Source organism: Arthrobacter sp. StoSoilB19 (assembly GCF_019977275.1).
Lineage (GTDB): Bacteria > Actinomycetota > Actinomycetes > Actinomycetales > Micrococcaceae > Arthrobacter.
Genome location: NZ_AP024650.1, coordinates 2,947,473 through 2,971,856 on the forward strand (window position 1 = coordinate 2,947,473; position 24,384 = coordinate 2,971,856).

Here is a 24,384-nt window from a genome sequence, read left to right on the forward strand (position 1 = left end):
GAATGTCATTGCCTTTGATTGTCAGAGGCCCGTGCAACAGTGAAGCCATGGATGCTTTTGCCTTGATTCTGGCCCTTCTCATGCTGCTGCTTGGTGCGCTTGCCGGCGCCGCGGCCACTTATTTCTCCCTGCGCAGGAACTCGCATGCCTTGGAGGCGGACTTTGACCAGGTGTCGTCCCGCCTTTCGGAGGTCACGGCGCAGCTGGCAGCGGCCGACGCCGAGCGGCGGCTTTTGGCGGTGCAGAACCGTGAGCTGGGCGAGGCCAGGACGCAGGACGGCAGTGTCCTGCGCGCCCTGGCCCCGGTGGCGGAGAAGCTGTCCGCTGTCCAGCAGCAGGTGGCGCTGCTGGAGCGGGACCGGGTGGAACAGTACGGCCAACTGGCGCAGCAGCTGCAGGAGGCAAGGCTTTCCGATGAACAGCTCATCCGGTCCACGCATGCCCTGGAATCGGCCCTGCGTTCCAACAGCGCCAGGGGCCAGTGGGGCGAGGTGCAGCTGCGGCGTGTAGTGGAGGCCGCGGGGATGCTGCGCCACGTGGACTTTGTGGAACAGGTGCACAGCGCCGGCCAGGACTCGGCTGTCCGCCCGGACCTGGTGGTGCAGTTGCCGGGCGACAAGCAGCTGGTGGTGGATGCCAAAGTCCCGTTGTCGTCCTACCTTGAGGCACAGGAACTGGGTGCGGTGGATCCGCGCGCCGGCCAGCCCTCCGGACTCCAGTCGGTAAGTGATGGGCGGAACCGGCAGGCGCTGCTGGCGGCGCATGCCAAGGCCCTGAGGGCGCACGTTGACGCATTGGGCACCAAGAAATACTGGGACGTCCCGGGAAACTCTCCGGAACTGGTGGTCTGTTTCATTCCGGCCGAATCCATCCTGGCGGCAGCACTGACTGCCGACGCCGGGCTCCTGGATTACGCGTTGTCCCGCAACGTGGTCCTTGCGTCGCCGAGCACCCTGCTGGCCGTGCTGAAGTCGGTGGCATTCACGTGGCGCCAGGACGTCCTGACGGACAGTGCACGTGAGTTGTTCGAGCTCGCGCGGCAGCTGTACGACCGGATGGGCACCCTGGGTGAAAACGTCACCAAACTGGGCTCTTCCCTCAAGTCTTCGGTGGACCGTTACAACGCCATGGTGGGCACCCTGGAAGCCAGGGTGCTGCCCACTGCCCGGAAGCTCAACACGCTCGAGGAGTCCGGCCTGGTGACACCTCCTGTTGTGGAGGTGACGCCGCGCTCGCTGGTGGCACCCGAACTCCAGGGCGACGGCGAGGCCGCCTGACAACGGGCCGCGGATGCAGGACGGGCCGGGCAGTCGTGTGACTGCCCGGCCCGTCTTTTACGTCTGGTTGGCGTCCGGCTGCTGATAATGCAGGGGACTCAGCTGCGGGGCCGGCGTCCGCCAAGGGCGCGGCTGACGTCGCCGGCCTGCTTCAGGGTTGCGCGGAGTTCCTTGGGCAGCGAGAACAGGAGGTCTTCCTCTGCCGTGACCACTTCCTCCACCGCGCCGTAGCCATAGTCTGCCAGGAGCCTGAGGACGTCCTGGACCAGGACTTCCGGAACCGAAGCCCCGGATGTGACGCCCACGGTAGCGACGCCCTCGAACCAGGCTTCGTCAACCTCGTTGGCGAAGTCCACCCGGTAGGAGGCTTTGGCGCCGTACTCAAGTGCCACCTCCACCAGGCGGACGGAGTTCGACGAGTTGGCCGAGCCCACCACGATCACCAGGTCCGCCTTGGGTGCGATCTTCTTGATGGCGACCTGGCGGTTGGTGGTGGCGTAGCAAATGTCATCGCTGGGCGGGTCCTGCAGGGTGGGGAACCGCTCCTTGAGCAGCCGGACGGTCTCCATGGTCTCGTCGACGCTCAGCGTGGTCTGCGAGAGCCAGATGACCTTCTCGGGGTCACGGACAGTTACCTTGTCCACTTCATGGGGACCGTTGATGATCTGGATGTGTTCCGGCGCTTCACCGGAGGTGCCTTCCACTTCCTCATGCCCGTCGTGGCCGATCAGGAGGATGTCGAAATCGTCCTTGGCGAAGCGGACGGCTTCCTTGTGCACTTTGGTAACCAGCGGACACGTGGCATCAATGGTGCGCAGGCCGCGCTCTTCGGCGGATTCGACCACTGCGGGGGAAACGCCGTGGGCGGAGAAAATCACCAGCGCGCCTTCGGGCACTTCGTCCGTCTCCTCCACGAAGATGGCGCCCTTTTCCTCCAGGGAGCTGACCACGTGGACGTTGTGGACGATCTGCTTGCGGACATACACGGGCGGCCCGTAGTGTTCCAGTGCCTTTTCGACGGCGATCACGGCCCGGTCAACGCCTGCACAGTAGCCACGGGGGGCAGCCAACAGCACCTTCTTGGTGCCGTTCACGGGGGCTGCCGCTGCTACGTCCTCAGGCGAGCGGCGCCTGCGTGGAATGGTTGGCATCGAGAGGGGTACAGCCGAGGTGGTCATCCCTCCATGCTACCGGCTGGCCGGCGCCCGTTTCCGGGATGCGAACAACGTCACAACGCCTGCTGCCATAAGAACGCCACCTGTCACCGTGGCCGCTGCGATCCACGTCTGGAAATCGGTGCCTGCGGCGGCCAGGAACTCGTCACGGAACATGTTGGCCACCGCATTGCCGGTGTCCGTGGCCTGGGCACGGGCCGAACCCAGCTGTAAGGCCAAGCCCCACGCCCCTGCAAGGGCCAGTCCGCCAAGTCCGGCTGCCAGCAGCACAGTCCAGCGGCGCCGTGCCGCGACGAGAGCCAGCAGGAACGCTATGGCTGAACCGATGGCCAGGATGTAGCCCATGGGTGCGTACGTGGCCAGCCGCTCGGTCCATTGCCGCTGAACTGGCTGGCCGACATTGATCAGCGTTTGCTCCGGAGGGTCGAGGGGAAGCCGGGTGGTGCGGGAGATCTCCTCCGAGCCGAGGGCAACCAACGGGGCGACGTCGAGGGTTAACGAGGATGCCGAGGCACCGCCCTGCGGACTGGCCGCCGGGTCGGCGAAACTTAGGCGGTGGCTCCGGCGGAGCGTCTCCTCCCACGCCGCCGGATAGCCGGGAAGCCCGGTCAGGGACTCCGCCGCCTTCTCGAGCATCGGCTGGACCAGCCCGGACAGGAAACCGGGGACAGATCCGGTATCGATCGTTCCCACCGCCGCCGCAGCGAGTTTCCTTTGGAAGTCTGAGTCCTTGCCGAGTGGTGCTGCAAGGCGGACAAACCCGGCTTCCTGGACAATGTTCCGGTCCACCCACATGGCGGGAACCGCAACGGCGGCCAGGAGGATGCCCAGCACGGTGGCGATGGCAGAAACAAAAGTGCGCACAACAGGTCCTTCGGGGTTGGGGGCCTTACCCCATCCTAGGCAGGGTGGAAGGGCCGTCCCTGTCAGTGCCCGGTGCTACACCTTATGGATAAGGTTGATTGACCGCCCACAACAGATGAAGGACCGCATGCCCGCAGCACCAGCAGCCTCCCAACGGCGTCCGCATGTCTGACCAGGCCTCCCTTCCGGGTGCGGCGCCCACTACCCTGCCGGCCACAGCGGCGGAAACCAGCCCGGACAACCCCTGGCCGCTGCAGCTGTTGTCGCAGAAGCTTAAGGCGCATATCGACCGCACCCCGTCGGCATGGGTGGAAGGCCAGGTCATCGAGCTGAACCGCCGCGGCACCAACGCCTACCTCACGCTTCGCGACGTGGACGCAGAGGTGTCCCTTCCCGCGTCGGTGTGGACCAAGGTGCTGGAACGGCAGAATCTGCCGCTGGAGCGCGGTTCACGGGTGGTGGCCCTGCTGAAACCGGAGTTCTGGTTGAAGACGGGCAGGCTCAACATGCTGGTGCGGGACATGCGGCCCGTGGGATTGGGCGACTTGCTGGCCAGGATCGAGCGGCTGCGCCAGGCGTTGGCGGCTGAGGGCTTGTTTGCCGACTCACGGAAGAAACCGCTGCCCCTGCTGCCTCACCGCATCGGCCTGATCACCGGGCGGGATTCGGACGCCAAGAAGGACATCCTGCGCAACGCAGCCCTGCGGTGGCCGGCGGTGGAGTTTGAGATCCGCGAGGTTGCTGTCCAGGGGAATACCGCCGTGGCCCAGGTGGTCCGCGCCCTGCGGGAACTGGACGCCCGGCCTGAGGTGGACGTCATTGTCATCGCCCGGGGCGGCGGGGCGCTGGAAGACCTCTTGCCGTTCAACAGCGAGGAACTGGTCCGGGCAGTGGCTGCCGCCGCCACGCCCGTGGTGAGTGCCATCGGGCATGAGGCCGACCGGCCGCTGCTGGATGATGTTGCAGACCTCCGGGCTTCCACCCCCACCGACGCCGCCAAGCGGATCGTTCCCGAAGTCTCGGAAGAACTCGCCGGCGTGCGCCAGGCGCGGGAACAACTGCGGCGGTGCATGGACCGGCTGGTGGACCGGGAGTCGGACCGGCTGGCGGCCCTGCATTCCCGGCCCGTCATGGCGGCACCCGAAGGAATGGTCTCCGTCCGGGCCGAGGAAATCGAGCGGCTGCTGCGGCGGTCCTCTGCGGCCGTGAGCTCCACCGTGGTGCGGGCAGCGGACCAGCTTGAACACCTGAAAGCCCAGGTCCGGGCCCTCTCGCCCCAAAAGACGCTTGACCGAGGGTACGCCGTCGTCGAACTGGCAGGAGACCAGGCCGCCCGGATCGCCCAGGCCGGCCACGCCGTTGTCCGCCGTCCTGCCGAAGCGCCGGCGGGGGCCGCCCTGTCCATCCGCGTGGCAGAGGGGCGCTTCGGAGCCACGTCTACCGGCACCATGTCCACCGGGGCCATGTCCACCGGGGCCGGCGGGTCACAATCAGGAAACCCCGACCACCACCAGGAATTGGAAGAGAAGTCATGACCGAACAGAAACCTGAGTCCGACGTCGCAGCCCTGAGCTACGAGGAAGCGCGGGAGCAGCTCATAGCAGTGGTGGGCAGGCTGGAGGCAGGAGGGGCAAGCCTGGAGGAGTCCCTGGCCCTGTGGGAACGAGGTGAGGCGCTGGCGGTACGCTGCGAGGAGTGGCTGGAGGGCGCCCGCAAGCGGCTGGCTGCAGCCCGGGACCAGCCGCTTTAGGCAAACCCGGAAGCGGGGAAAACCAAACAGGGAAGCTGAAGCAGGACCACGGCCAGGGCCGGCCCTCAGGAACGGGCCACCAGCTCCCGCTCGGCAGCTACGTCGAACTCGGCCTTGGGCCACTCCAGCTTCAGGCCGGACAAGGCGCCGAGCAGCAGCTGCTGGACCGCGATCCGGGCGAACCACTTCTTGTTGGCCGGAACAACATGCCATGGCGCGTTGGGCGTACTCGTTTCGTCGATGGCCGCCTGGTATGCGGCCATGTAGTCCTCCCAGTGGGCCCGCTCGTCCAGGTCTCCCCTGCTGTACTTCCAGTGCTTGGAAGGATCATCCAGCCGGGCCAGCAGCCTCTCCTTTTGCTCCGCACTGCTGATGTGGAGCATCACCTTGATGATCTTCGTCCCCGAGTCGGCCAGCCGTGTTTCAAACTCATTAATGGCCACGTAGCGCCGCTTGATCTCGTCCGGGGTGGCCCATCCGTGGACGCGATGGATGAGAACGTCCTCGTAGTGGGAGCGGTCGAACACACCCACCATTCCGGCGGCCGGAACTTCCTTTTCGATCCGCCACAGGAAGTCGTAGGACTTCTCCTCGTCGGTGGGCGCCTTGAATGCCTTGAACTGGACGCCCTGCGGGTTCATCGCCGCCATGACATGGCTGACGATTCCGCCCTTGCCGGCGGTGTCCATGGCCTGCAGGATCAACAGGATCCGTTTGGTCCCCCCGAACCGGGATTCGGCAAAGAGCTTTTCCTGCAACCCGGAAAGTTCGTCGTCCATCTCCGCCAGCAGCAGCCGGCCGTCAGCCTTGTTGCCGCTGTACCCGGGGGTCGAGTCCGGGTCTACTGCGGCAAGGGAGAACCCCTCCCCGGCCTGAAGGGTTTCAGCAGGATGCTGGTCGAAGCCGACGACGCGGGCCATGGGAGTCCTTTCCGCAAGGTTGCACGGACCGGTGGGCCCGTGAGCACAGGCTAGTTCCCCTGGTACCTGGTTAGGAAGTCCCCCATCCGGCCGATGGCCTCTTCAATGTCCTTGACGTTGGGCAGCGTCACCATCCGGAAATGGTCGGGGCGCACCCAGTTGAAGGCACGGCCGTGGGACACCAGGATCTTCTGTTCCTTCAGGAGGTCAAGGACAAACTTTTCGTCGTCCCGGATGTGGTAGACCTCCGGGTCGAGCCGGGGAAAGAGGTAAAGGGCACCCCGGGCCTGCTGCGTGCTGACGCCCGGGATGGCGTTGAGCATGTCGTATGCCTTGTTGCGCTGCTCCAGCAGGCGGCCACCGGGGAGGATGAGGTCGTTGATGCTCTGGTAGCCGCCCAGCGCCGTCTGGATGGCGTGCTGGGCCGGGACGTTGGCGCACAGGCGCATATTGGCCAGGAGGTTGATGCCTTCGAGGTAGTCGGCGGCATCCTTCTTGGGCCCGGAGATGGCCATCCAGCCGGCCCGGTAGCCGCAGACGCGGTACGCCTTGGACAACCCGCTGAACGTCAGGCACAGGACGTTGTCACCGGTCAGTCTGGCGAGGTTCACATGGACGGCGTCCTCGTACAGGATCTTTTCGTAGATCTCGTCGGCAAAAATCACCAGGCCGTGCTTCTCGGCGAGGGCGACGATTTTCTTCAGCGTCTCTTCCGGGTAGACGGCGCCCGTGGGGTTGTTCGGGTTGATGACCACGATGCCCTTGGTGCGCGGCGTGATCTTCGCTTCCAGGTCGTCAAGGTCGGGCTGCCAGCCGGATTCCTCGTCGCAGAGGTAATGCACCGGCCTGCCGCTGGCCAGCGCCACGGACGCGGTCCACAACGGGTAGTCCGGCGTGGGGATGAGCACTTCATCGCCGTCGTCAAGAAGGGCCATGAGGGACATGGTGATGAGCTCGCTGACACCGTTGCCCAGGTAGATGTCATCCACGTGGATATTCTGGATCCCGCGGGTCTGGTAGTACTGCGAGACGGCGGTGCGTGCCGAAAAGATGCCGCGGGAGTCGCTGTAGCCCTGGGCATGGGGCAGGTGGCGGATCATGTCCACCAGGATGGCGTCCGGCGCCTCGAAGCCAAACGGCGCCGGGTTGCCGATGTTCAGTTTGAGGATTCGATGGCCCTCCGCCTCCATCTGCTGGGCGGCCTGCAGGATCGGTCCACGGATGTCATAGAGGACGTTGTTGAGCTTCGTGGACTGCCTGAATTCTGCCATCCCTCAAATATGCCACAGGAAGGATGCATCCCCGTTGAGACGTCCACCACACGGCCGGCGGCGGCTGCCGGACCCTCGCAGGTCCGGCAGCCGCCGTCGTTAATCACCAGTCCGTACCCTGCCCGTGCGGACAGGGAACCGATTTACTTGACGATGCCCTTGTCCTTCAGCCAGGCGGTCGCTGCCGCCTTGGCGTCCTGCTTCTGGCTGCCGCTGACTGCCCGGTTGAGGTTGATCAGGTCATCCGTCGTGAGCGTGCTGGACACGGAGTTGAGCGCCTGCTTGGCCTTGTCTGTCATCTTGGCCTTGTTGTACAGCGGCAGGACCTGCTGGGCGATGAAGTTGTTCTTCGGGTCCTCCAGCACCACCAGGTCGTTGTCCGCGATGGACGGCGTGGTGGTGTAGATGTCGGCCACCTGCACCTGGTTCTCCAGCAGCGCCTTGAGCGTCACCGGGCCGCCGCCGTCGCTGAAGGGCTCCAGCTTCTTGGGGACGCAGTTGTAGTTCTTCTTCAGTCCGGGCAGGCCGTACGCGCGCTCGGCGAACGTGGCCGGAGCCCCCACTACAATCTCGCTGCAGACCTTGGCCAGGTCCTCGATGGACTTCAACTGGTACTTCTCCGCCGTTGCCTTGGTGACCACCATGGCGTCCTTGTCCTCGGCCTTGGACACGTCCAGCACGCCGAGTCCGTCCGGCAGCTTGCCGGGCAGTGCCTTGGCGATGTCACCGGCGGAGACCTCCTTGGCTTCCTTGTCCACGTACAGCAGCAGGTTGCCGCTGTAGTCCGGCACCACGTCCACCGAGCCGTCCTGGACGGCCTTGAAGTAGACCTCGCGGGAGCCGATGTTCGGCTTGGTGGTGGCGGTGATGCCGTTGGCGTTCAATGCACCGGCATACAGCTCGGCGATGATCTGGCTCTCCGGGAAGTCCGCTGAACCCACCACGAGGGAGGTCGCCCCACCCGATGCACTGCCGCTGGTGGCCGGCGGGTTCTTCAGCGGATCGGACGACCCCCCGCAGGCGGACAATGCCACTGCCAGGCCAAGCCCGGCGGCCAAACCGCTGAACGCCCGCCTTCCGAGGCGCTGGGGACGGCTATCTTTCATGACTTACCTCCTTGAACAACAGTCTCCGCAACAACGGGGTCTGTGAGATCAACCGCAGCCTCATGGCTGCGGTAGGACAGCTTCGAGGCCCCTTGGGTCAGGAACAGCCTCTGGAACAGGGACAGGACAAGGTCGACGGCGATCGCCAGCGCCGCGATGAGGAGGGAACCTCCCAGCATCTGGGGGAAGTCGCTAAGGACAAGGCCGTCGAAGAGATAGCGGCCCAGGCCACCTAGGTTGATGTAGGCAACGACGGAGACGGTGGCGATCACCTGCAGCACGCCGGTTCGGAAACCGCCGAACATGACGGTGAGTGCGTTGGGCAGCTCGGCCCGGAACAGGACCTGCAGTTCAGTCATTCCCATGGCCCGGGCCGCGTCCACCACATTCCGGTCCACGCTGGAGATGCCGGCATACGTCCCGGCCAGCAGCGGGGGCACGGTGAGGATCACCAGCGCCCAGATGGGAGGCATCAGCCCGATGCCGGCCAGCAGAACGAACAGGATGAGCAGGCCCAGGGTGGGCAGCGCGCGCAGGGCTCCGGCCAGGGCGACGACTGCCACCCGTCCCCTTCCCGTGTGGCCGACAAACAGCCCGACGGGAACGGCGATGGCAGTGGCGATCAGCATGACGAGTCCGGTGTACTGCAGATGCTCCAACATCCGGGCGGGGATGCCCATGCTTCCGGACCAGTGCAGGGGGTCGGAAAGCCAGGCGAAGGTATCTGAAAAGACGTTGCTCACGCTGCTTCTCCCGCCAGGGTGGCGCGCTCCGCAGCGGCGGGCGCAGTGCCGCCTTCATCCCTGCGGCCCCGCCGCGTTCCTGCCCGTTCCCACGGAGTGAGGATGCGTTCCAGCAGGACGAGGACGGCATCCATCAGCAGCGCGAGGATCAGGATGGCGACGATCCCCACCACCACCTCGGTGACGAAGTCGCGCTGGAGGCCATCGGTGAAGAGCATGCCCAGGTTGCCGACACCCAGCAGGGCGGCGACGCTCACCAGCGAGATGTTGCTGACGGACACCACCCGCAGCCCGGCGAACAGGACCGGCAGGGAGAGCGGCAGGTCCACCTGCAGGAACCGGGCCAGCGGCTTGAAGCCCATGGCCTGCGCGGCCTGGCTGACGTCTGCGTCCACGGAATCGAAGGCATCCAGGGCGGCGCGCACCAGCAGTGCCACGGCATAGATGGTCAGGGCCACCACCACGTTGAGGGGATCCAGGATCCGGGTGCCCAGGATGGTGGGCAGGATGATGAACAGCGCCAGCGAGGGGATGGTGTACAGGAGAGAGGAAGCCGTCAGGACCACGGAGCGGAGTGCACTGTTCTGCCGTGCCAACTGCGCCAGCGGAATGGAAATCAGCAGGCCCAGGGCCATGGGAACGAGTGCCAGCACCAGGTGCTGGCCGCCGCGTTCCAGGATCATGCCGGTGTTGGCCAGGAACCATTCCATCAGAGGGCAGCCTGCCGCAACTGGCGCGCCTCTTCGATCAGCGCCAGGACCTCACCGCCGCGGACCACGCCCAATACCGTGCCATCGGTATCAACGGCGACACCGAGGCCCGACGGGGACGACAGGGCCGCGTCAAGGGCCCGCCGCAGGCTCTCTCCCGGACGGAACAGCGACCCACCCGGAACGAGCTCGGTCTCGGTCCCTGGTGCCGACCATCCCAGGGGATGTTTGTCCGCATCCACCACCAACTGCCAGCCACCGGCAGCACTGGCATCAGACTCATATCCGTCCGGAGAGCGGACGATCGTGGGCACGGGATGGATGGCCACGCCGTCGGACGGCGTGAAGCCCAGGTGGCGGAAGCCGCGGTCCCGCCCCACGAAGGATGCGACGAAGTTGTTGGCCGGCGCCCGCAGGATTTCCTCCGGGGTGGCGTACTGGGCCAGCTTGCCGCCGGTGGCAAAGACGGCGACCTTGTCGCCCAGGATGGTGGCCTCGTCGATGTCGTGGGTTACGAACACGATGGTCTTGGCCAGGTCCTTCTGGAGGCGCAGCAGTTCCTGCTGGAGTTCGTCCCGGACAACGGGGTCCACGGCGCTGAACGGCTCATCCATGAGGAGAACAGGCGGATCTGCGGCGAGCGCGCGTGCAACGCCAACGCGCTGCTGCTGGCCGCCGGACAGCTGGGACGGGTACCGCTTGCCCAGGGAGTGCGCCAGGCCCACCACGTCCAGGAGCTCCTCTGCGCGCTTCCGGGCGTCAGCTTTGGAGACGCCGTTCAGCCGTGGAACGGTGGCGATGTTGTCGAGGACCGAGCGGTGCGGCAGCAGACCTGCCGACTGCATGACGTAGCCCATGGAGCGGCGCAGTTCGGCCGCCGGCACCGTGGTGACATCCCGGCCGTCCACGGTGATGGTCCCTGACGTGGGTTCCACCATGCGGTTGATCATCCTGAGCGATGTTGTTTTACCGCAGCCGGAAGGACCCACGAAGACCGTCACACTGCCTTTGGCAATGGACATGGACAGCCCGTCCACCGCCGGCTGGCCGCCCGGGTACTGCTTGGTAACGCTCTGGAACTCGATCATCGCCTGGTCCATGGTGCGGACTTACCTGTTCTCTTGGACGGGCTGTTGTCAGCACCGCGACATTGCCATCAGCACGCTGATAGTTACGGTAACCCAAACGGGGGCCGGCTTCAGCAGATGAGGCCCTAATCCCCGCAAAGGAATCCCTACTGTAATCATTCGGTACCCCGCTTGGCGTGGATGGGTAGCCGAAGCCGGGCAGGCCTAAAGTGGAGGCGTGACCAACTTGGAAGTTTCACCCCAGCAGGAAGTTTGTCCGCCCGCACCTGCCGGAGGCACGTCGGGCCCGTGCCTGCAGCTGTGGCCCGAACGTGAGGTGCCCCTGGGCGGGGTGCGCGCCATGAACGTCAAGCGCACCCTGCCCCAGCGCGGACTGCCCACCATCGGCGCGTGGTGCTTCCTGGACAGCTTCGGGCCGGACCGTACCGCCATGTCTGTCCTCCCCCATCCCCATATCGGGCTGCAGACGGTGACGTGGCCGCTGGCTGGGCACATCCGACACCGGGACAGCGTTGGCAGCGACGTGGTGGTGCGCCCCGGGGAGCTGAATATCATGACGGCGGGGCACGGGGTCTCGCACTCTGAATTCGCCGTGCTTCCCGACGGCGGGGAGTTGCCGCTGCAGCGGGGCCTGCAGCTCTGGGTGGCCCTTCCCGACGGGGAGAGAAACCGGGAGCCGGCGTTCGAACAGCACCGGGAACTGCCGCGCGTCGCCGGCCACGGCTTCACCGCCACCGTCATGGTGGGTGGGTTTGCGGGCGTCGTGTCCCCCGCGACGATGTTTTCGCCGATCGTTGGCGCGGACGTTTCCTGCGAAGGGGACGCGGTACTGCCACTGGACCCCGCCTTTGAGCACGGCATCCTGGTGCTCGACGGCGGCCTGGCGGTGGACGGGCAGGACCTGCCGGCGGGGCCGCTGGGCTACTTGGGCACCGGCCGCAGCGAACTCCGGATGGAGGCCCGCCCCGGCACGCGGTTCCTGCTGATTGGCGGTGAGCCGTTCGGTGAAGAACTGCTGATGTGGTGGAACTTTGTGGGCCGCACCCACGACGAAGTGGAGCAGGCCCGGGAGGACTGGGAAGCGCAGGCCGGGCTGCCGGATGCCGAAACGGCTGCGGCCAGGTATGGACTGGTGCCAGGCCACGGTCCGGAGGCCGGGGCGGAGGCCGGCCGCATTCCCGCTCCCCCGCTGCCCGGCGTGCGGTTGACGCCCCGTAAGCGCGCCGTCGACTAAGCGCGCCGCCTGGCCCGCTGACGGGCAAGCGCGGTTTGGTTCCTGTCGGCCGTCAGGCCGGTTCGGCCAGGAGTTGCAGGACGCCGAACACCGGTTCCTGGTCCAGGACCCTCACGTCAGTGATGCCGCCTGCTTCGAGGTTCCGGCGGAATGACTCCTGCAGCGGTGCCACGTTCATGCCCAGGCCGCCGCCCAGGATCACCGGACCTTCAATTTTCAGCTGGCCCAGCACCTGCCCGGCCAAGGCGGCAAGGTCGCGGCCGGCCTGCTCCAGCAGGGCTGCACTGTCCTGGTGCCCGGCAGCGGCCGCTTCCACGACATGCCTGGCCTGCTGGGCCCAAAAGCGCCGTCCCGTGTCCGGGGAATGGAACAGCGCAATCAGCTTGTTGGGGTGGTCCAGGCCGCAGGATGCCAGGAGGGATTCCGTGAGCTGGTCAATCGGCAGGCCCTGGTTCATCCTGCGCAGGCTGTGCCGGACCGCTTCCCTGCCCAGCCAGTAACCGCTGCCCTCATCCCCCAGCAGGTAGCCCCATCCGCCCGCCCGGGCCTCGCCGCCGTCGGCGTTGCGTCCCCAGGCAGCCGAGCCGGTACCTGCAATGACCGCAACTCCCGTACTGGCACGGCCCGCGGCCAGCAGCAGGCGGGAGTCGTGGACAACGGTGATGCGGGCCTCCGGGACGAGTGGCTGGATCAGGGCCGCCAGGGCGGCGGCGTCCTCGTCGGTATCGATTCCGCCGGACCCTGCGTACACCCGGTCCACGCGGCCGCCACCGATCCTGGCGAAAAGCTCCGCCAGATTCCGTGCTGCCTGGTCGCGGCTGACGTTCTGGACGTTGGAGCTCCCCGCCGCATCGTCCGCGACGGGCACTCCGTCTTCAAAGCGGATGCCGTGTGTCTTGGTGCCGCCGATGTCCAGGCCGATCGTGACGCCGCGCAGTGGGTTGCCTGGCGAGTCCGTGGCGTGCTGGTCGGGACTGGTGGAGGGGTTCTGGGTGTTCGTCACGTCACAAGGGTACTTGCGTGGCCTGGCTTTGGGGCGCCGCGCCTGCCTTCCGCGGAGGCGCTGCCGCCACCCGCCGTCGTCATCCGGTTCCCCGGGTCAGCGGTCCGCCCTGTGACCAGCCCGGCCAACAAGCGTGGCCCCTGGGCCACCACCAGCTCGCGGAAGAGCCTGGCGGGAACGGGTTCGGTTTCGGGTTTCCGGCGCCGCCAGCTCACTCCGACTTCCCGGAAGGCCAGCTCCGAGTCCAGCGGCACCTCCACCCAGCCGAGGTCTCCGGTTTCCGGGCGCAGCGTCCTGCCGGGGGCATCGCCGCCGGGCGGCAGGATGCTGACGCCCAGGCCTGCCGAGACCAGTCCGCGGACCGTGTGTGAATCCTGGCTCTCGAAGGCGATCCGCGGCCGGTATCCCGCCTCGCGGAACAGGGCGTCCGTCAGCGAACGCAGCCCGTATCCGGTTCCCAGCGCCACGAACGGTTCCGTCCGGATATCGGCCAGCCGGGCCATCCGCTGCCTGGCCAGGGGATGGGCGTGATGCACCACTAGCCGGAGCGGTTCCCGGTACAGCGGGGCCGAATCGAGGGTTTTGCCCGCCGGCGCCACGGGAGCGGTGAGGGCCAGGTCCGCTTCCCCGGATGACAGCTCTTCAAGGCATGCGCTCCGGGCGCCCTGGCTGAGCCGGAACCCGGTCCCGGGATGCCGGGCACGGAAGGCGCTGATCAGCAGGGGCAGGGTGGCCTCGCCGAAGGTGTGCTGGAAAGACAGGGACACGGTGCCCCTGACCAGTTCGGACTCGTTCCGGACCAGGTCCAGGCCGGCCTGGAACTCCGCGAGCGCCTGCTCGATGTAGGGCAGCAGGGTGCGGGCTGCGGGCGTCAGGCGGACACCGCGGCCGTCCCGGACCAGGAGTTCGGTGCCGACGGCGGCGCTGGCCCTTGCCACTGCCCTGCTCACCGTCGATTGGGGTAATCCGAGGAGTTCGGCCGTCTCCGTGACGTGTTCGGTCCGTCCCAGCTCGGCGAGTACCGGCATGAGGGGCAGAAGTTGGGCCAATTGTTTCCGGTCCGGTTCCATGGCTGCTCCCTTGCCGGTTCCCGAGCTTTCCCGAAACCGGGAAGCAATCCGATATTGCTATCAGTTTGGCATAAAATATGCATTGGAAGCATTCATTGCCCGGGGACTACGCTTGCTTGATGCCACAGAAAGCGAGCTCCGGCACGGCGGCTTCCCCTCCGTGGAACGGCCATCCCAAAGGGTCCAGGGCCTACGGGCGGATCCTGGCCGGTCTGTCATGCGCAGGGGTTGCAACGTTCGCGCAGCTTTACTCCACCCAGGCGGTCCTGCCCCTCCTGGCGGCCGATCTGCGCGTCACTGCCGCCGAGGCTGCCCTCACCATTTCCCTGGCCACCGTGGGTTTGGCCGCAACCGTGATCCCCTGGTCCTTCCTGGCGGACCGGATCGGCCGGGTGAAGGCGATGATGTGGGGCATCACGGCGGCCACGGTGCTGGGACTGCTGGTGCCCCTGTCCGCCAGCTTCGGCATGCTGCTGGTCCTCCGGCTGTTGGAGGGGATGGCGCTGGGCGGAATCCCCGCCATCGCCATTGCCTACCTCAACGAGGAGGTCAGCAAAGCGCACGCCGCGCTTGCCGCCGGAAGCTATGTTGCCGGGACCACCCTGGGGGGACTTTCAGGGCGGCTCGTGGCCGGCCCTGTCGGCGAACTCTGGGGGTGGCGGTCGGCAGCCCTGGCAGTTTCCGTGCTGGCGACGATTGCCGCCGTCGCCTTCCTTGTCCTGGTGCCCCGGGCCAGGGGTTTTGTTCCTGCCCGGGCCGCCGGACTCCGGAGCGCCGTCCGGACGCTCGGGGGCCACCTTAGGAACATCCGGCTGCTGGCCCTGTATGCCCAGGCCTTCCTGATGATGGGCGGGTTCGTGGCCGTCTACAACTATCTGGGGTTCCGGTTGTCGGGCGCCCCGTTCGGGCTGCCGGCCACCGTGATCAGCCTGATCTTCCTGGCCTATCTGTCCGGCACCTTCTCCTCCCGCTGGGCAGCGGGGATGACCTCGAAATACGGGCGCCGGAACGTGCTGCTGGGCGGACTTGGCCTGGCTGTTGGCGGCCTTGCCCTGACCCTCACCCCGTCCCTGGTGCTGATCCTGTGCGGGCTGGTGGTGTTCACGGGCGGCTTCTTCGCAGCCCACAGCATCGGCTCCGGCTGGACGGGCGCCATCGCCAGCACCGGCCGCGCGCAGGCAGCGTCCCTTTACAACCTGGCCTACTACCTGGGCTCCAGCCTCCTGGGCTGGGCAGGTGGCCTGGTCTTCCAGGCCTGGGGCTGGAACGCACTGGCTGGAGCCGTGATCGCCCTGGCGTGCCTCACTGCCGCAACTGTCGCCGTCGTCCATTCCCGCGCGGAAACGGCCGCTGCCTGACTCGGTGCCGCACTCGAATTAACACGCTCCAGCAGCTTCGAGGATAGAGCGGATGTTCGGCAGGACGCGTGCCTGTGGAGCCGATGGTGGAGATTCTGCGGTCTAGGATGAACTAAGGACCGTGTGGAAGGAACCGCCGTGAGTACGAATGCCAGGAACACCAGGCCCGGGGCGCACCTGGAGCCGCTGGATGCCATTGACGAGCGCCTCCTTGCGGCCCTCGTGGCAGACGCCAGGATTTCCAACAAGCAGCTCGCCGAAATGGTGGGTATTGCGCCGTCGACCGCCTTGATGCGCACCCGCGCCCTCTCGGAGCGCGGGATTGTGCAGGGCTACGAGGCGAAGCTGAGCCTGTCGGCCATCGGCCGGTCGGTGCAGGCCCTGGTGGCCGTACGGCTCCGTGCCCACGACCGGGACCAGATCGACCGTTTCACTGCGCGCGTGCCGCACCTGCCCGCCGTGCTGTCGACCTTCCACACCTCAGGTTCGGTGGACTACCTGCTGCACATCGCCGTCGGAAGCACCGAAGACCTGCGGGACTGGGTCCTGGACAATTTGGCTACCGATCCCGTGGTGGGCCACACCGAAACCACGCTGGTCTTTGAACACATCCAGGGCAACCACGGCCCGCTTCCGGACTAGCGCCGCTGTAGATCCACCCGGCTCAGACGGACCCCTGTTTCGTTGCTTTGATGGAAGCGGTGAGGGTGACGGCTGACAGGGCGAGTGCCGCCGAGCCGCACAGCAGGACGAATCCCTGCACCGCTGCCGCCATTCCGAACACGGCGCTGGCCCAGCCCAGGCCGAGGACCGGCACGGCGCTGCCCAGGTAGGTGATGACGTACACGGTGCTGATGATCTGCGCGTGGCGTGCCGGCTCCACCTTGCCCGCCACCTCGTTGAAAACCATCCGGAAGGCCATGCCCTGCCCCAGGCCGGCGGTAACGGCAGCCCCAACGAGCAGCAGTGGGCTGTGCCATGCGCCGGCGGCTCCCAGCAGGATGACGGAGACGCCCAGGACGGCCAGCCCCGCAGGCACGGCCAGGCGCCCGCGCAGGGTCACCAGCTGGCTCAGGGCTGACGCCCCCAGCGGCAGACCGGCCAGCACGCCGATCAGTGGCCGGGAGTCCGTGCCCAGGACCTGCGCGAAGTAGCCCGGGGCCAGTGACAGGGAGAAGCCAAACACGGCAAAGCTCAGGAAGCCGACGCCGGACGCCAGCCAGAAAGCGCCCCTCGCCTGCCGTGAAACGGAGGGACGGCGCGGGGCAAGGACGTGCAGCGGGCGGGACACTGCCGGCACCATGATGGCCGGGCGTGCGCGGATCAGGTACAGCGGGACAAGGAGCGCGGCCAGCAACAGCGAATGGACGACGTACGGAGCCGTGGTTGCACCGGGAAGCAGCGACAGCAGTCCGCCGATGACGGGACCCGCCGCTACGCCCCCCGAGGAGGCCAGCAGCGTAAAGCGCGATGCCCACTCCGGCCGGGACGGGAGCAGCTCGCGAAGGGCTGCCGCGCTGGCCCCCGTGGCGAGCGCAACCGCCATTCCCTGCAGCGCCCGTCCGGCGCACAGGGCAGCCAGCGTGCCCGCTTCGGCGAAGATCCAGCCGCCCGCCAGTCCGGTCAGGACAGCGACCAGGAGGGCGGCCCGGCGGCCGATATGGTCCGACCAGTGCCCGGCGAGCAGCAGCGTCCCCACCAGGGCCAGGACGTAGCTGGCGAAAGCCGCCGTTACGTCGAGGCTGGACAGCCCGAGGTTGGCCTGCAGCAGGGGGTACAGCGGGGTGGCAAGGTTGGCGCCCACCAGGAGCATGAAGATGACCGCGCCGGAAATCACCAGCCGCGCCGTAGTGGTGGCATTCCATCCGCTGGCCGTGGCCGGGCGCATGCGCAGTTCGCTGAAGACCGTCATTGTGCCGCCTTAGGGGTCGCCGCGGCGGGTGGTCCTTGTGGGAGCCCGGCGCGGATACAACTGTGATGGTTCAAGAATGCGGTACCGCTGCGCCATATCTTTCGACCTTGCAGGGATAATTGAGCAAAATCATCAACTTATGGATCCACGAATGGTGGAGAGTGACGATCTTGAACAAACTGGACCCCACGGACCTGAAGATCCTGCTGGCCCTCATCCGGGATCCCCGCATCCAGATCGGTGAGCTGGGCGAGTCCCTGGGCATCGCCCGCAACACGGCCCAGTCACGGGTTCGCCGCCTGCTGCGCAGCGGGGTGCTGCGCCCGGGCGGGCGCGAGGTTGACCTGGAGGCGGTGGGCTATGACGTGGTGGCCTTTGTGACCATTGAGGTCTCCCACCGGGAGCTGGACGGCGTCGTGGCAGCACTGCGGCTCATCCCGCAGGTCCTGGAAGTCCACGAGATCTCCGGCCGCGGCGATGTCTGGTGCCGGGTGGTGGCCACGGACACCCACAACCTCCAGTCGTCCCTGCGGCAGGTCCTGCGGATCAAGGGTGTCATCCGGACAGAGACCGTGCTGGCCCTGCACACCCATATCCCCTACCGGACCGAGCCCCTCATCAGCGGCCTGAGCAGTGCCGCAGCTCCGGCGGCTAGGATTTCCTGAATGACCATCATCGATAACGCCGTCTACGTCAACGGCGTCCGCCATGCAGAGCCCGACAGTCTTGAGCAGACCTTTGAGACCCTGTCCCTGCATGGCGGCATGGCATGGATCGGCCTCTACCGGCCCACGGCGGAGGAAATGGCGGCCGTGGCCAGCGAGTTCGGACTCCATGCCCTCGCAGTGGAGGATGCCGTTTCGGCCCACCAGCGGCCCAAGCTGGAGCGTTACGACGACAACCTTTTCACCGTCCTGCGGCCCGCCCGGTACGTGGACGAGGACGAAACCGTGGAATTCGGCGAACTCCACGTGTTCACCGGCAAGAACTTTGTGGTGACTGTGCGGCATGCGGAAACGGCAGGCGTTGCCAGGGTGCGGCAGCGGCTGGAAGGGCGGCCTGATCTCCTGCGGCACGGGCCCGAAGCGGTGCTGTATGCCCTGCTGGACCGGGTGGTGGATGACTACGCCCCGGTGGTGGCGGGGCTGGAAAACGACATTGACGAGATCGAGGACCAGCTGTTCAGCGGCGATTCCTCCGTGTCCCGCCGCATTTACGAACTGGCCCGGGAGGTCATCCAGTTCCAGCGCGCCATCCACCCCCTGCCCGAGATGCTGGACCAGTTGAAGCGCGGCTTCGAGAAGTACGAAGTGGAAAGCGAGCTGCGGCATAACCTGCGTGACGTGGAAGACCACGTTGAGCGGGTGATTTCCCGGGCGGACTCCTTCCGGGACTTGCTGCAGAACGCCCTGACCCTCGACGGGACACTGACAGCCAACCGGCAGAACGAGGCCAGCGCCGAGCAGAACGAACAGGTCAAGAAAATCTCGTCCTGGGCGGCCATCCTGTTTGCGCCCTCATTCGTGGCCGGGATCTACGGCATGAACTTTGACAACATGCCCGAACTCCATTGGTCCTTCGGCTACCCCCTGGCGCTGCTCCTCATGGTGGCTGCCGGCGGCCTCATGTACGGCATCTTCAAGAGGAAGGGCTGGATCTAGCGGGGCGGGATCACCGTCGCGGGCAGCCGTCCGGCGGCCAGCGCCACCCGCATATTGCCCACCGCGTGCACCATGAGGGAAACAACCAGGAATGCCACCAGAACCTGTCCGGTGGAACCCAGCACCCTCACCCATCCGCCATCGAGGGTTGGGTCAAGGAAGTCGTACACGTACCATCCGTCAAGGCCGCCCCGGATCCACGAAAACGCAAGGAATGCCACCGGGTAGCCCAGCCAGGCAAGGGGCCGCCACCAGGGACCTCGGACCGTCCGGGTGACGAGAATCCAGTCAAGCGCCGCCACCAGCGGGGCCAGGCGGTGGTGGGCAACCTGCGGCCAATACAAATCCCATGTCCACCACGGCTCTTCCGGCGGAGCCACGAGCACGATGTAGATGATGCCCGTCATGACCATGTACAGGACCAGCGCGCCGAACATCTGGTCCCACCACAGCGGCAGCCGGCGTCGCCGCAGCACCCCTGAAATGATCAGGACAAGCGCGAAGACAAGATTTCCCTGCACAGTGAATTCCGAATACAGCTGCGGGACATCCACGTCGTTGCCGGGCAGGGTGGCGTCGAAGGTCTTTTGCACGATTGCGGCCAGCACGACAAGACCGACGCTGATCCGGGTGGCCCGGATCCATGGGCGGTCGGGGTGCAGGGCACGGTTGATGGCAAAGTTGCGCACGACCGGCGGAGCCAGCTGTGGGGGGTGCCCTTCCTTCTTCGTGAGGCTCATGGAGCAAGGATCACGCCGGCAGGAGGAAAAAGACAGGGTCCTTCGACCGCTAACGCCCACCGCCCACCGGGGCCGGTGACAGCCGGTCCGGGCAGGCGGTGACGGTCAGGCGTTGGTTCTGCGCTTCAGCCAGCCCCAGACGCCGGTGGCGACGAAGAGGACCAGGCCGATGATGGCGAGCCAGAGAAGGCCCTTCACGACGAAGCCGACGATGGACAGGATGAGCCAGAGGACAAGAAGTCCGATGATGATTCCCATGAGGCCCACTCTAGGCCCCCACCCATCCGATCGGGCCTGCATCCGGGGGCGTTTTGCCTATGGGAACGGTAACGCGTCCCGCGGTTCCGTCCACCACCACTGTTTGCCCGTTCACGAGGGTGCGGGTTGCGGACCTACCTTCCAGCTCACTGCGTTTGGCGGCGCGGGCCAGCACACGCCGGCGGCGCCGCTCCTTCTCCGCCGGCGGCAACGCCCCGCCGTCGGGCATTGCCGCAAAGTTCCTCGAAGCGCAGGTGAGTGACATCCGTGGGCCCGGCCAGGACACCGGCTTCCGTGAGGCGCCCTCCCAGCGTATGCGGCGGCACCGGAAAGCCTCCGCGCAACAGTTCGCCCAGGTTGGCGCCCTTGCCGCCAGCCAAGGCCACATCCAGGGCCCCCTGACGATGTCCCGCCCTCTGCTCCCTACAAGCCAGGCCCAGGAACCGTGGTGCACAACCAGGGGCCCCAGGCGCCCTTTGCCCGGTCTGCGGAAGCGGCTCGTTGCATCAGGGCCACGGGAAGGGACGAGCGAGGGAGGGATCCGCGGAGTCCGCCCGCGGACAGGAATCGCCCGGCGGTGGGCACCTGCGTTTGAAAAGGAAGGCAAACCAGGTGTTCTGGCTCTGGCAACACGCCTGCAAATGGTGGAGCTAAGGAGATTCGAACTCCTGACCTCTTCGATGCGAACGAAGCGCTCTACCAACTGAGCTATAGCCCCGGAATGGGCCGCAACCTGCAAGGCGTTCCAGGATGGTGCGGAACCGGTGTCCCTAGGCTACAAATTTTCCCGGCCCAACGCCAATTGACGCTCCGGCCGGCCGCGGGACCCCAAGGCGCCCCGCCCAAACTTTACGCGCGCCGGCGCTGAAGAACGTCGTCGAGGTTGCTCAGCGCGCTCTGCGCCTTGGTCAACTGCTGATCGGCCACCTGCTGTGCTTCCGCGGACTCCGCTGCCTGCACCCCGGCAGCGCCCTGCTTCAGGGACGGCTTGCCAACTGCCTTGGGCGCCTCAGGAAGTTCAAGAGGCTGCGGCTCCGGGCGCTTTGCCTTGGCTGCGTCCACGTAAACGGGCTTGGGGACTTCCACCGGCTCCCAAGGGGTTCCCGCCGGAGTGGCCGGGGCCGCCTCTGCAGCACTGGTATCGCCGGCAGCCACCGCGACGGCGAGGGCTGCTTCACGAAGCTCAACTGCCGTGAGCCGCTTGATCCCGGCCTGGCCTGCCTCGGCATCGAAAAGCGGGCTGTCCGGCCGCGCGGGGGCGGCCTCAGGTTTTGGGGGAATCGCGTCGGCCGTCTCCGGGCGGCGTGCAGGCGCACTCATGGCCGAGCGGAACGCAGCATTGACCTTTGCCTTGCGGTCGCGGACGGCGAGCATACGCAGCAGCGCCACCGACCCGAGAGTCAGCACCGTGCACAGGATCGGAAGGGCAGGCGAACCGATGCCAAAGGCAGCCAGGATCCCGGAAATGAATGCAGTGACAAGGGAGAGCAGCCCCATCAGGGCCAGCGCGGTCCGGCCGTAGCGGATGCGGAGCCGGGCCGGAGGGGGGGTGCTGGCAGCGCCGGCACCGGGTGACGGACTCTTCCTGGGTTCCATGGCTTTCTCCTGCTGGGCGGCGACGTTCAAGACCAGGCCGGCGTGCGGATCCGGCCCCTCATCGGCGGGGGCGTCTGCCAGGAAGTCGACGGCAGGCTGGAACTGGTGCCGGCGGTTCCGGAGGACGTAAGGGGCAACCCATACAATCCAGAGCGCGACGGCAACCACGAGGATCACTGAGCTGCTAAGGGGGAAGTCCACACTCAAAACCGTATGAGCATCATGCCTGCTCAGGCCGCATTAGCCCCGGTGTGTCGTGCCCCCTCTGGCAAACCGTTGGATTTATGACCGGCGCGAGGCCAGCCAGGGGCCCAGCAGGCCCTCCGGGACTTCTTCCGCGGTGAGGGCGAAGGAACGGTGGTCGGCCCATTTGCCGTTGATGTGCAGGAAACGGGGCCGGTACCCCTCGTCCCGGAATCCCAGCTTTTCCACCACCCGCAGGCTGGGTCCGTTCTCGGGCCGGATATTGATTTCCATCCGGTGCAGGCCGAGGGTCCTGAAGCAGTGGTCCGTCACCAACGCCACGGAGGTGGGGGCGATCCCCCGTCCAGCCCGTGCCTGGTCAACCCAGTAGCCAAGGGTTGCCATCATGGCCGAACCCCACACGATTGACGACACGGTCAACTGGCCCACGATGGCGGGGCTGCTGAGGCCCGGCCTCCACTCGGTAATAAGGAAGGGCAAAGCTGTGGCCTGCGCGGCCTGCACTTTGAGCGACCGGACCATGTGCCGGTAATCGGGCAGCCCACCGCCCGGATCCGGATTGGAGGCCTCCCACGGCTGCAGCCACTCACTGTTGCGCGAGCGCACCTCCATCCATTCATTCTTGTCGCGGTACCGGATGGGCCGCAGGACCAAGTCGCCGCACTCCAGGGTGACCGGCCAGATGGGACCACTGCGCATGGCGCTAGCGGGAAAGGTCCGAGGTGAAACCTGGCAGCCATTCCCGCAGGCCCGGGCCCAGGTCGTCGCTGTCGATGGCGAGCTGGATGCAGGCCTTGAGGTAGCTGAGTTTGTCGCCGGTGTCGTAGCGCCGGCCCCGGAACACGACCCCGTACACCCCGTGCCCTTCACCATCACCGGAGGCAAGTTCCTGGAGGGCATCCGTCAACTGGATTTCCCCGCCCCGGCCCGGTTCGGTGTGTTCAAGGACGCCGAACACGGCGGGGTGCAGGACATAACGCCCGATCAGGGCCAGGTTGGAGGGCGCTTCCTCGGGTGACGGCTTTTCCACCAGCCGGTTGACGCGGACGTAGTCTTCGCCGTCGATGTCCTGGATGTCCGCACAGCCGTAGGCGCTGATCTCCGACGGCTCCACTTCAATCAGGGCGACGACGGACCCACCGGTTTTGGCCTGGACGTCAATCATCGTGCTGAGCAGTTCGTCGCGGGCGTCAATCAGGTCATCTCCCAGCAGGACAGCGAAGGCTTCGTCACCCACGTGCTGTTTTGCGCGGAGCACCGCATGGCCCAGGCCGTGGGGGTCGCCCTGCCGGACGTAGTGGATGTCACCCAACTGGCTGGCCGCCTGGATGGACGCCAGCTTCTCCGTGTCCCCTTTGTCCTCGAGCGTTGACTCAAGGGACGGCACGCGGTCGAAGTGGTCTTCCAGGGCCCGCTTGTTGCGGCCCGTAATCATCAGGATGTCGTGGAGGCCCACGTGGACGGCTTCCTCCACCACATACTGGATGGCAGGCTTGTCCACGACGGGGAGCATTTCCTTGGGCATCGCCTTGGTGGCTGGCAGGAACCTGGTGCCCAGGCCCGCGGCGGGAATGACGGCTTTGCGGACTCTGGGGTTACTGGTGTTCACCGGTCTAATCTAACGTCAGCGTCAAGCATTTCAGTAACCACCGGAGCGGCAAGCCCGTGCCGGTGCGGGAAGAACCTCCCAATACGGGGCATTGCAGGAAGGACACCATGCTGCAGGAGACCAACGCAGTCAAGGACGGCATCAGGGCCGCCCACCGCCGGCGGCGGGCAGCGCTGACGCCGGCGCAGCTCGAAGCTGCCGGCGCGGCCCTGGCCGTCCATGGGGAAGCATGGGCGGGGACGGTCACAGGGAAGCACGCCTCGGTAGCCTGCGTGTACCTTGGCGTGGGACACGAACCGCCCACCCTGCCCCTGATCAACGCCCTGCATCGCAGCGGCCATCAGGTACTGCTTCCGGTGTGCGAGGAAGGCCGGGAATTGAGCTGGGTGTTCTGGACGCCGGAGACCAGCTTCGAGCGCAGCAAATATGCACCAATACTGGAGCCCACGGGGCACCGTCACGGGCCGGAAACGGCCGGTGGCGCAGCGGTGCTCTTTATTCCGGCCACCGCAGTGGACCTCGCCGGCAACAGGATCGGGCAGGGCGGAGGCTACTACGACAAATTCCTGGGGCACCTGGCTACGGCAGGGAAGGAAATTCCCTTGGCCGCTGTTATCTACGATGACGAATTGCTGCCCGCCGGCCGGATACCGGCCGAGAAGTTCGACCGACCGGTCCCGGCCGTCCTGGCCCCGTCCGGATACCGGCCATTGGCGGGCAACGCCTAAGCCCGTCCATTCGGGCACAGTGATAGAATTAGCACTCAGGCCCTGCGACTGCTAACGGTTTACCCGGTGGCAGCACGGGACCTCTCGTTTGCCCAAGAGGAGGAGCA

At 66.5% G+C, this 24,384-nt stretch carries 25 protein-coding genes and 1 tRNA gene; 9 read left to right on the forward strand and 17 right to left on the reverse strand.

Annotation, left to right across the window (positions count from 1 at the left end; genetic code table 11):
- The first annotated feature begins 47 nt into the window (after positions 1-47).
- Positions 48-1,277, forward strand: a complete 1,230-nt coding sequence (locus tag LDO86_RS13510; protein WP_224084016.1) for a DNA recombination protein RmuC — start codon at positions 48-50, stop codon at positions 1,275-1,277.
- Between the two features lie 98 nt (positions 1,278-1,375).
- Here LDO86_RS13510 and LDO86_RS13515 read toward each other — a convergent pair whose 3' ends face one another.
- Positions 1,376-2,455 carry a 4-hydroxy-3-methylbut-2-enyl diphosphate reductase gene (locus tag LDO86_RS13515; protein WP_026265762.1) on the reverse strand — a complete coding sequence of 360 codons (1,080 nt, stop codon included), beginning with the start codon at positions 2,453-2,455 and terminating at the stop codon, positions 1,376-1,378.
- Positions 2,456-2,464: 9 nt separating this feature from the next.
- Entirely contained in the window at positions 2,465-3,316 is an 852-nt protein-coding gene (locus LDO86_RS13520) for a hypothetical protein (protein ID WP_224084017.1), read from the reverse strand.
- 164 nt (positions 3,317-3,480) lie between these two features.
- Between LDO86_RS13520 and xseA the strand changes: the two genes are divergently transcribed.
- A complete protein-coding gene (gene xseA, locus LDO86_RS13525; protein ID WP_224084018.1) occupies positions 3,481-4,851 on the forward strand; it encodes an exodeoxyribonuclease VII large subunit in 1,371 nt (456 codons plus the stop codon).
- The gene (locus LDO86_RS13530) at positions 4,848-5,066 is read left to right on the forward strand and encodes an exodeoxyribonuclease VII small subunit (protein ID WP_018769251.1); all 219 of its coding nucleotides are present in this window, start codon (positions 4,848-4,850) and stop codon (positions 5,064-5,066) included. The genes xseA and LDO86_RS13530 overlap by 4 nt, the downstream gene beginning before the upstream one ends.
- Before the next feature lie 65 nt (positions 5,067-5,131).
- Here the strand turns inward: LDO86_RS13530 and LDO86_RS13535 are convergent, their stop codons facing one another.
- The 6 genes from LDO86_RS13535 to LDO86_RS13560 all read right to left on the reverse strand — a co-directional run bounded on the left by LDO86_RS13535 (position 5,132) and on the right by LDO86_RS13560 (position 10,916).
- A complete protein-coding gene (locus tag LDO86_RS13535) occupies positions 5,132-5,986 on the reverse strand; it encodes a polyphosphate kinase 2 family protein (protein WP_224084019.1) in 855 nt (284 codons plus the stop codon).
- A gap of 50 nt (positions 5,987-6,036) precedes the next feature.
- Positions 6,037-7,257: a pyridoxal phosphate-dependent aminotransferase gene (locus tag LDO86_RS13540; RefSeq protein ID WP_224084020.1), complete on the reverse strand. Its 1,221-nt coding sequence runs from the start codon at positions 7,255-7,257 to the stop codon at positions 6,037-6,039.
- 143 nt (positions 7,258-7,400) lie between these two features.
- Positions 7,401-8,363 (reverse strand): ABC transporter substrate-binding protein, encoded by a 963-nt coding sequence (locus LDO86_RS13545; RefSeq protein ID WP_056394123.1) that lies wholly within the window; start codon positions 8,361-8,363, stop codon positions 7,401-7,403.
- On the reverse strand, positions 8,360-9,106 hold the full coding sequence (locus LDO86_RS13550; protein WP_134163750.1) for an ABC transporter permease: 747 nt from the start codon (positions 9,104-9,106) through the stop codon (positions 8,360-8,362). Before LDO86_RS13550 ends, LDO86_RS13545 begins: the two co-directional genes overlap by 4 nt.
- Positions 9,103-9,816 (reverse strand): ABC transporter permease, encoded by a 714-nt coding sequence (locus LDO86_RS13555; RefSeq protein ID WP_018769246.1) that lies wholly within the window; start codon positions 9,814-9,816, stop codon positions 9,103-9,105. Before LDO86_RS13555 ends, LDO86_RS13550 begins: the two co-directional genes overlap by 4 nt.
- Positions 9,816-10,916, reverse strand: a complete 1,101-nt coding sequence (locus tag LDO86_RS13560) for an ATP-binding cassette domain-containing protein (protein WP_276572205.1) — start codon at positions 10,914-10,916, stop codon at positions 9,816-9,818. The genes LDO86_RS13555 and LDO86_RS13560 overlap by 1 nt, the downstream gene beginning before the upstream one ends.
- Before the next feature lie 205 nt (positions 10,917-11,121).
- Here LDO86_RS13560 and LDO86_RS13565 point away from each other — a divergent pair, with 205 nt between their 5' ends.
- Complete coding sequence (locus LDO86_RS13565) at positions 11,122-12,138, forward strand: pirin family protein (protein ID WP_018769244.1); 1,017 nt, start codon at positions 11,122-11,124, stop codon at positions 12,136-12,138.
- 52 nt (positions 12,139-12,190) lie between these two features.
- Here the strand turns inward: LDO86_RS13565 and LDO86_RS13570 are convergent, their stop codons facing one another.
- Together LDO86_RS13570 and LDO86_RS13575 are read right to left on the reverse strand one after the other, a co-directional pair.
- The gene (locus LDO86_RS13570; protein WP_224084021.1) at positions 12,191-13,141 is read right to left on the reverse strand and encodes a BadF/BadG/BcrA/BcrD ATPase family protein; all 951 of its coding nucleotides are present in this window, start codon (positions 13,139-13,141) and stop codon (positions 12,191-12,193) included.
- On the reverse strand, positions 13,138-14,211 hold the full coding sequence (locus tag LDO86_RS13575; RefSeq protein ID WP_224084022.1) for a LysR family transcriptional regulator: 1,074 nt from the start codon (positions 14,209-14,211) through the stop codon (positions 13,138-13,140). The genes LDO86_RS13570 and LDO86_RS13575 overlap by 4 nt, the downstream gene beginning before the upstream one ends.
- Before the next feature lie 119 nt (positions 14,212-14,330).
- Between LDO86_RS13575 and LDO86_RS13580 the strand changes: the two genes are divergently transcribed.
- Together LDO86_RS13580 and LDO86_RS13585 are read left to right on the forward strand one after the other, a co-directional pair.
- Positions 14,331-15,569 (forward strand): MFS transporter, encoded by a 1,239-nt coding sequence (locus LDO86_RS13580; protein ID WP_018769241.1) that lies wholly within the window; start codon positions 14,331-14,333, stop codon positions 15,567-15,569.
- A gap of 138 nt (positions 15,570-15,707) precedes the next feature.
- Entirely contained in the window at positions 15,708-16,211 is a 504-nt protein-coding gene (locus LDO86_RS13585) for an Lrp/AsnC family transcriptional regulator (RefSeq protein WP_026265760.1), read from the forward strand.
- A 22-nt stretch (positions 16,212-16,233) separates the two neighbouring features.
- On the opposite strand, the gene LDO86_RS13590 is transcribed toward LDO86_RS13585, so the two are convergent.
- Positions 16,234-17,481, reverse strand: a complete 1,248-nt coding sequence (locus tag LDO86_RS13590; protein ID WP_134163748.1) for an MFS transporter — start codon at positions 17,479-17,481, stop codon at positions 16,234-16,236.
- Positions 17,482-17,651: 170 nt separating this feature from the next.
- On the opposite strand from LDO86_RS13590, the gene LDO86_RS13595 reads away from it, so the two are divergent.
- Both LDO86_RS13595 and corA read left to right on the forward strand, forming a co-directional pair.
- The gene (locus tag LDO86_RS13595; RefSeq protein ID WP_026265759.1) at positions 17,652-18,146 is read left to right on the forward strand and encodes an Lrp/AsnC family transcriptional regulator; all 495 of its coding nucleotides are present in this window, start codon (positions 17,652-17,654) and stop codon (positions 18,144-18,146) included.
- The gene (corA, locus tag LDO86_RS13600) at positions 18,147-19,142 is read left to right on the forward strand and encodes a magnesium/cobalt transporter CorA (protein WP_018769237.1); all 996 of its coding nucleotides are present in this window, start codon (positions 18,147-18,149) and stop codon (positions 19,140-19,142) included.
- On the opposite strand, the gene LDO86_RS13605 is transcribed toward corA, so the two are convergent.
- The 6 genes from LDO86_RS13605 to galU form a co-directional block, all read right to left on the reverse strand.
- Positions 19,139-19,882, reverse strand: coding sequence for a Pr6Pr family membrane protein (locus LDO86_RS13605; protein WP_224084023.1), 744 nt, complete (start codon positions 19,880-19,882; stop codon positions 19,139-19,141). The genes corA and LDO86_RS13605 overlap by 4 nt on opposite strands.
- A gap of 105 nt (positions 19,883-19,987) precedes the next feature.
- On the reverse strand, positions 19,988-20,140 hold the full coding sequence (locus LDO86_RS13610) for a hypothetical protein (RefSeq protein ID WP_018769235.1): 153 nt from the start codon (positions 20,138-20,140) through the stop codon (positions 19,988-19,990).
- 642 nt (positions 20,141-20,782) lie between these two features.
- Positions 20,783-20,858 (reverse strand) — tRNA-Ala (locus LDO86_RS13615).
- Positions 20,859-20,989: 131 nt separating this feature from the next.
- Positions 20,990-21,913 carry a hypothetical protein gene (locus LDO86_RS13620; RefSeq protein ID WP_134163898.1) on the reverse strand — a complete coding sequence of 308 codons (924 nt, stop codon included), beginning with the start codon at positions 21,911-21,913 and terminating at the stop codon, positions 20,990-20,992.
- A 105-nt stretch (positions 21,914-22,018) separates the two neighbouring features.
- On the reverse strand, positions 22,019-22,639 hold the full coding sequence (locus LDO86_RS13625; protein WP_018769232.1) for a GNAT family protein: 621 nt from the start codon (positions 22,637-22,639) through the stop codon (positions 22,019-22,021).
- 4 nt (positions 22,640-22,643) lie between these two features.
- Positions 22,644-23,549 (reverse strand): UTP--glucose-1-phosphate uridylyltransferase GalU, encoded by a 906-nt coding sequence (gene galU, locus LDO86_RS13630; protein WP_018769231.1) that lies wholly within the window; start codon positions 23,547-23,549, stop codon positions 22,644-22,646.
- 107 nt (positions 23,550-23,656) lie between these two features.
- Between galU and LDO86_RS13635 the strand changes: the two genes are divergently transcribed.
- Positions 23,657-24,277 carry a 5-formyltetrahydrofolate cyclo-ligase gene (locus tag LDO86_RS13635; RefSeq protein ID WP_224084024.1) on the forward strand — a complete coding sequence of 207 codons (621 nt, stop codon included), beginning with the start codon at positions 23,657-23,659 and terminating at the stop codon, positions 24,275-24,277.
- The last annotated feature ends 107 nt before the right edge of the window (positions 24,278-24,384 follow it).

Bases quoted from the DNA above. Each gene is read 5' to 3' on its own strand.
- LDO86_RS13590 (WP_134163748.1), bottom strand. From the start codon at position 17,481: ATGACGGTCTTCAGCGAACTGCGCATGCGCCCGGCCACGGCCAGCGGA.
- LDO86_RS13540 (WP_224084020.1), bottom strand. From the start codon at position 7,257: ATGGCAGAATTCAGGCAGTCCACGAAGCTCAACAACGTCCTCTATGAC.
- LDO86_RS13545 (WP_056394123.1), bottom strand. From the start codon at position 8,363: ATGAAAGATAGCCGTCCCCAGCGCCTCGGAAGGCGGGCGTTCAGCGGT.
- LDO86_RS13535 (WP_224084019.1), bottom strand. From the start codon at position 5,986: ATGGCCCGCGTCGTCGGCTTCGACCAGCATCCTGCTGAAACCCTTCAG.
- LDO86_RS13560 (WP_276572205.1), bottom strand. From the start codon at position 10,916: ATGGACCAGGCGATGATCGAGTTCCAGAGCGTTACCAAGCAGTACCCG.
- LDO86_RS13575 (WP_224084022.1), bottom strand. From the start codon at position 14,211: ATGGAACCGGACCGGAAACAATTGGCCCAACTTCTGCCCCTCATGCCG.
- LDO86_RS13530 (WP_018769251.1), top strand. From the start codon at position 4,848: ATGACCGAACAGAAACCTGAGTCCGACGTCGCAGCCCTGAGCTACGAG.
- LDO86_RS13635 (WP_224084024.1), top strand. From the start codon at position 23,657: ATGCTGCAGGAGACCAACGCAGTCAAGGACGGCATCAGGGCCGCCCAC.
- xseA (WP_224084018.1), top strand. From the start codon at position 3,481: ATGTCTGACCAGGCCTCCCTTCCGGGTGCGGCGCCCACTACCCTGCCG.
- LDO86_RS13515 (WP_026265762.1), bottom strand. From the start codon at position 2,455: ATGACCACCTCGGCTGTACCCCTCTCGATGCCAACCATTCCACGCAGG.
- LDO86_RS13555 (WP_018769246.1), bottom strand. From the start codon at position 9,816: ATGGAATGGTTCCTGGCCAACACCGGCATGATCCTGGAACGCGGCGGC.
- LDO86_RS13625 (WP_018769232.1), bottom strand. From the start codon at position 22,639: ATGCGCAGTGGTCCCATCTGGCCGGTCACCCTGGAGTGCGGCGACTTG.
- LDO86_RS13610 (WP_018769235.1), bottom strand. From the start codon at position 20,140: ATGGGAATCATCATCGGACTTCTTGTCCTCTGGCTCATCCTGTCCATC.
- corA (WP_018769237.1), top strand. From the start codon at position 18,147: ATGACCATCATCGATAACGCCGTCTACGTCAACGGCGTCCGCCATGCA.
- LDO86_RS13510 (WP_224084016.1), top strand. From the start codon at position 48: ATGGATGCTTTTGCCTTGATTCTGGCCCTTCTCATGCTGCTGCTTGGT.
- LDO86_RS13580 (WP_018769241.1), top strand. From the start codon at position 14,331: ATGCCACAGAAAGCGAGCTCCGGCACGGCGGCTTCCCCTCCGTGGAAC.
- LDO86_RS13605 (WP_224084023.1), bottom strand. From the start codon at position 19,882: ATGAGCCTCACGAAGAAGGAAGGGCACCCCCCACAGCTGGCTCCGCCG.